At 57.8% G+C, this 5,807-nt stretch carries 5 protein-coding genes; 4 read left to right on the top strand and 1 reads right to left on the bottom strand.

The window, feature by feature from the left end; translation table 11 throughout:
- Positions 1 to 302 precede the first annotated feature (302 nt).
- Positions 303 to 1,223: a LysR family transcriptional regulator gene (locus ACW9H9_RS02840; protein ID WP_457341501.1), complete on the bottom strand. Its 921-nt coding sequence runs from the start codon at positions 1,221 to 1,223 to the stop codon at positions 303 to 305.
- A 212-nt stretch (positions 1,224 to 1,435) separates the two neighbouring features.
- Between ACW9H9_RS02840 and ACW9H9_RS02845 the strand changes: the two genes are divergently transcribed.
- The 4 genes from ACW9H9_RS02845 to ACW9H9_RS02860 all read left to right on the top strand — a co-directional run bounded on the left by ACW9H9_RS02845 (position 1,436) and on the right by ACW9H9_RS02860 (position 5,712).
- A complete protein-coding gene (locus ACW9H9_RS02845) occupies positions 1,436 to 2,326 on the top strand; it encodes a TauD/TfdA family dioxygenase (protein ID WP_457341490.1) in 891 nt (296 codons plus the stop codon).
- Positions 2,323 to 2,928, top strand: coding sequence for a LysE family translocator (locus ACW9H9_RS02850; protein WP_457341491.1), 606 nt, complete (start codon positions 2,323 to 2,325; stop codon positions 2,926 to 2,928). Before ACW9H9_RS02845 ends, ACW9H9_RS02850 begins: the two co-directional genes overlap by 4 nt.
- A gap of 155 nt (positions 2,929 to 3,083) precedes the next feature.
- Positions 3,084 to 3,890, top strand: coding sequence for a helix-turn-helix transcriptional regulator (locus ACW9H9_RS02855; protein WP_457341492.1), 807 nt, complete (start codon positions 3,084 to 3,086; stop codon positions 3,888 to 3,890).
- Between the two features lie 481 nt (positions 3,891 to 4,371).
- Positions 4,372 to 5,712 (top strand): diaminobutyrate--2-oxoglutarate transaminase family protein, encoded by a 1,341-nt coding sequence (locus tag ACW9H9_RS02860; RefSeq protein ID WP_457341502.1) that lies wholly within the window; start codon positions 4,372 to 4,374, stop codon positions 5,710 to 5,712.
- Positions 5,713 to 5,807 lie beyond the last annotated feature (95 nt).

A 5,807-nucleotide genomic window follows, 5' to 3' on the forward strand; every position in this document is an offset into this window, starting at 1 on the left:
GGGAAACCTGCTTTGGGAGTCGGATACGTGTTAGGAGAAAAGTCCGTTTTCAGCTGTCGCGTAAGAGCTCGAAAAACGAGTGCGTGTCGCGGGGGCGCCCTTTTTTCTTAAAGATACGGGCACAGCCAGAGCCCGACGGGCACTGCGCTGGAGAGGGAAAGTAGAGGATTCAGCGGGCAGGGCGTGACATGGTAAGCGGGGACAAGCGGGGGATACGGATCAGTGGGTTGCGGCCAACCGCGACCTGTCCGTCAGGCCCGCCTGCTCATGGCAGGCGGGGGCCATACACAGCACGGCGTGGCTCAATTGAGGAATTCAAGGCCACGCGCATCAATCACCGGCACGTTCTCCAGCAGGTAGCGCTTGAGGCTTTCCAGCGTGGGGTTTCTGTCGCTGCGGGCGGGCCATACCAGGTAGTAGCTGTCGCCGGTGCTGATAGCCTTATTTGAGGGCAGCACCAGGGAGCCCTTGACCAGTTCTTCTCCCACCAGCGCCAGGTCGCCAATCGACACGCCGCGCCCCTGGATAGCGGCCGAGATGCCCAGCTCCAGGGTGTCGAAAATCTTGCCTTTCTGCCAGGACACCGCCGCGATCAGGCCCACGCGTTCCAGCCAGCGCTGCCAGTCCCGGCGGTCGCGGGAGGGGTGGATCAACTCGGCGGAAAACACGCCCCCGCTGCTCTGCCCGTATTGCTCGAGCAACCCCGGCGCGCACACCGGAATCAGCCACTCGTCAAACAGCTTGATGGACTCAAGGTCGCTGGAGAAACGCCCGTCCCCCAACAGCACCGCACAGTCGAAGGGCTCGACGTCGAAGTTGACGAAGTCCACATCCATCCATTCACTGGACAGCTGCACCTGCTCTTCCAGCTCCAGAGTGTTGAACTCATCCAGCGCGTGCAGCAACCAGCGCATGGTCAGGGTAGAAGGCGCCTTGACCCGCAGCGATTTTTCCTTGCGGCTGGTGGTGGTGCACGCGTGTTCGATCAACCGAAAGCCGATCTTGAGTTCCTGCGCCAGCGAACGCCCGGCCTGGGTCAGGAAAATCTTCGGGCCCTTGCGATCGAACAGCGGGTAGCCAAAATGCTCCTCCAGGGTTTTCACATGTCGGCTCACGGCACTCTGGGTAATGAACAGATGATCCGCAGCCTGAGTGAAAGAGCCGAAACGCGCTGCCAGTTCGAACGCACGCAACGCGTAGAGCGGCGGTAGCCGGCGCGCCATGTGATCCAGCGCATCATGACTCATATTCATCCTTACCCTACCTTTTTTTCTGTTTTTAAAAACAGTGGCTTTGCCAAATAATAAATAACACTAATAAGCGACAAGACTTATGACGCGCCCACGCAGGCCAGGTCGTTTATCCACCTTCTTTGCGTATCGCATGCCCCCCTCTGCGACCTCCCATGCATTTCAAACACAGCAGATCATTTATCATGCCCGACTTTAACCACTTCCTTTCTTCCAGCATCACCCATGCAAAACTGGATCAAGCGATAGAATCAACCATCCTCAACTTCCGACTGTTCGGTAATAAGAAAGGCTTCCTCCACCTGGAAAATCTCGCCATTGGCGATATTCCCCCTACACCCAAAAGTCGTGCTGGCCTGCAAAAAACCTGTCACATCAGTGAGCAACTAATTCTTAAAGCCACGGCGATGCTGGGCGACCCGATTGGCTATGTACAAGAGTCGAATGGCGCCATCATCAACAATTTCTTCCCCCAAAAAATTCACTCTAAAGAAGCCAACTCCGACAGTTACGACTGTGAACTTGAGTTGCACACCGAAAACGCCTTTCACGCCGTTTCCCCCGACTACCTCTTGCTGCTGTGCCTGCGCCAGGACCCCGGCGCCAATGCCGCCACCTTCATCAGCTCCATCGACGGCATCCGCGACATCCTCAGCGCCGACGACATCCAGTATTTCCACGAGGAAAAATACAATTTCCTGTCGGACTACGGCGCCACCGAGAAAAACTGCCGCATCGACATCGGCCAAAAACAGACCGTTCTCTACGGCGACCCCGAGTCCCCTTTCTTTCGGTTCGACCCCCAATTCATGGTTGCCCGCAGCAGCCACGCACAACTCAAGCTCGACACCTTGCGCAAAGCCGCCTGGGAAGTCGCCGAGCCTGTGCGCCTAAAGGCTGGCGATTTGCTGATTATCGACAATCGCAAAACCGCCCATGCCCGCAGTGCCTTCTCCGCCAGCCTGGATGGCAGTGACCGCTGGATACAGCGGACCTTCGCAGTGGCGGGCTACCGCTACTACGCACAAAAACTTGGAAAAAATCACCGCGTACTGGACCTGGTAACCACTCTATGACCGCGCTGCACCTGACTTTTGCCCTAGCCGTATTTTTCCTGATTGCCTCGCCGGGCCCGGTGGTGGCGTTGGTCATTTCCGACGCCAAGCACGCCTGGCCCGCCGCAACCATCACCGGCGGCGTCCTGTCTGCCCAGTTGTTGCTGCTGATCACGCTGGTGCTCATCTATACCGCCCTGGACATTAGCCCGGTGCTGCTCAACTGGGGCCAACTGATGGGCGGGCTGTACCTTGCCTGGCTGGGCATTTCCAGCCTGTTCAGCAAGGCCGGCGGCCTCTCGGAAGCTCAATACAGCCAGCGTCACTTCTTCTGGCGTGCCCTCAAGGTCGGCCTGTCGAACCCCAAGGACATCCTGTTTTTCCTGGCGTTTCTGCCAGGTTTCATCGAGCCCGAGGCCAGTTTCATCAAACAGGGCCTGGTGCTCGCATTGATCTGGGGGGTCATCGACATTTCCATCTTGCTGGTTTACGGCGCGCTTTCCCGGCAACTGCTGTCCCACGGTGCCGTACAAAAAATCGTGGCCAAGGCACCTGGTGTTTTCCTGCTTGCCATCGGTGTGCTGTCCAGCTGCATGGGCCTGCAAAAACTGATGGAGGCCTGATGAGGGCGGCGGCCAATGATATCAGTGAGCCACCACCAAAATTCATGCTAGGACACGCGTCACAAACATGCAACAGCCCCCTGGATTTTGTTGTGCCTGCAAGCCCCGCGGGGCTTGCCCTACCCCTTCCCTACCCGAACCTTGAAGGTAAAAAGATGAACTCACAAAGTCTGTTTCCGAGCATCGGTAAAGTCATCGCCAGTACCGGCAGCCGTAATTTCCCTCGCCTGCTGCACGATCTCATCGTCACCAAATTGCCCGTCGACGCCACCCACATCAAACACCTGCGGGTCAAAAGCCCGGCGGTGCCGGACACCGACGAGATGGACGTGATCGACGAAATCGATCAGGCCAATGTCGCGTCAATGATCATCGACCGACTGGACTGCGACCGCAGCCGCTATCAGCGCCTGGCCGATTTTTCTTCGTCCCTGACGACCAGTGAACAAAGCGACATTCCTTCTATCGCCTTCAAGTCCCAATTGCACCTGGCCTCACGCAAAAACGACTACTGCTTCATCATTTCGATCTACCGCAAACCCCTGGCGGGCGACTTCTCGGCCCAGGAGCAGATTATCCTCAAGGACCTCTCGTCCTTGCTCTTGCCGCTGGTAGAGAAACACATTAACGCTATAAATCCTCAGGCCATGAGCGACAAAAATATCCGCGTTGATCGGCCTGTCCCTGAAAACAGGGACATTCATACCCTGGAAAAGCGTTTTGAAGCCCGCCTGCTGCAATCGGGCCTGACCTTGTCCAACCGCGAAAAAGAGATTTGCACCGGGCTACTGGCCGGGCGCACGGCACCGGAGCTGGCAGAGGCGTTATCCCTCAAAGTCAATACGGTGGAGAGCTACCTGAAACGCTCGGTGATCAAAATGGGCATCAGTGGCCGGCACTCGCTTATCCGCTGGATGAACGCAGAGCCCTCTTCGCCGACGCTGGCGGCCGCTGCACGGTGATATAACCGGTTCAGATACACTGCCCGACTTCTCTTATAAGCACACCCGTGATCGTTTTATTAAATCGCCTGCCTTTTAGCCAAAGATGCTTGCATTCTGCTATTAACGCGATTCTTTTGAAACCAAACTTTCATGGCTTTATTACTTAACTTTCATCCTTTAATGCTTTTACTCACTTTTACGCGACGGCCTGTTGATGACGTAGATTTCAGGGACACTCCCTGCCGGAACAAATAGCGATAAAGACCGTCTTCCTGCACACTAAAATACGGTCAAAAGCTATCCCGACAACGCGAACTTATCGCCCTGTTCCGATAACTATCTGGCTCAAGTTTGTGCTACTGCGCCACTCGTACAGCTTTAATAACACAGTGACCGTTTTTAATCTTAAAGCGACATTTTGTTATCGCTTTGCGTCGGCGTCTCTTGTTCCGTCAACTATACAGTGCTGCTCTTTTCGGCAGCCGATGAGTGCATGAATATGGAAGAGCTCAGTTATCTGAAAAAAATCGAGTCCAATGCGCGAACCTATGCAGCCACGTTCCAGCGCCTGTTCGTCAGCGGCAAGGGGGTGTGGGTCAAAGATGCCCAGGGCAAGGAATACCTCGATTGCCTGGCCAACGCCGGCACCCTGGCGCTGGGTCACAACCCGCCGGCCGTCAAGGAAGCGGTGCTGGACTTTCTGGGCACCGATCAGTTGCAGCAGGCACTGGACCTGTCCACCCCGGCCAAACATGCCTTTGTCCAGGAACTGTTCTCCCAATTGCCACCGGCCATGCGCGACACCAGCAAAATCCTGTTTTGCGGCCCCAGCGGCTCGGACGCAGTGGAAGCGGCGATCAAGCTGGCCCGTCATCACACCAAACGCTCGGCATTGATGGCTTTTCACGGTGGCTATCACGGCATGACCGCGGGCGCCCTGTCGGCCATGGGGAACCTCAACCCCAAAAGCATCAATAATGTCACGGCGCAGAACACTCACTTCCTGCCGTTCCCCTACCGCTTCCGCTGCCCCTTTGGCACCGATGGCCGCCAGACCGACCAACTGTCGATCGACTACATCCGCACCGTATTGACCGACCCCGAAGGCGGCGTGACCCGCCCCGCCGCCGTCCTGGTGGAAGTGGTACAAGGCGAAGGTGGCTGCATCCCCGCCTCGGCCCAGTGGTTGCGTGCCCTGCGCGAAATCACCCGGGAACTGGGCATCGTGCTGATCATCGATGAAGTACAGACCGGCCTTGGCCGTACCGGCACCACCTTCGCCATCGAGCATGCCGGCATCGTGCCCGACATCCTGGTGCTGTCCAAGGCCATCGGCGGCGGCTACCCGCTGTCGGTGATTGTCTACGCCGAGCACCTGGACACCTGGGGCCCGGGCATGCACGCCGGGACCTTCCGTGGCAATCAGATCGCCATGGTCGCGGGCCGCGCCACCTTGCGCCACGTCCAGCAAAACGGGCTGGTGGCCAACGCCGCCGAGCGGGGCCAACAGCTGATGGAAGGTCTGCGCGACATCGCCTTGCGCCACCCCCAGATCGGCGATGTGCGTGGCCGTGGCCTGATGCTGGGCGTGGAAATCACCAAGCCCGGCAACGATGAGCGCCCAGGCCAGGGGGACGGTGTACTGGCCCGCGCCATCAAGCTCAATTGCTTCGATAACGGCCTGATCATCGAGACCGGCGGCCGTCATGGTTCGGTCTTGCGCTTCCTGCCTGCGCTGACCATTACCGAGGCCGAAGTGGGCACTGTGCTCGACCGCTTTGAAGATGCGATCAGCACCGCCACCGAACACCGCTTGCATGTGGTCGGTCAAAGCGCCTGATCACAGGCCGTGAAAAAGCCCGCCACCGGTCACGATTGGCGGGCTAATGAGATGGTCACCCCCAACACCCTGTGAGGGCTACGCTTTCACGGGGT

Source organism: Pseudomonas sp. SDO5215_S409, assembly GCF_054071325.1.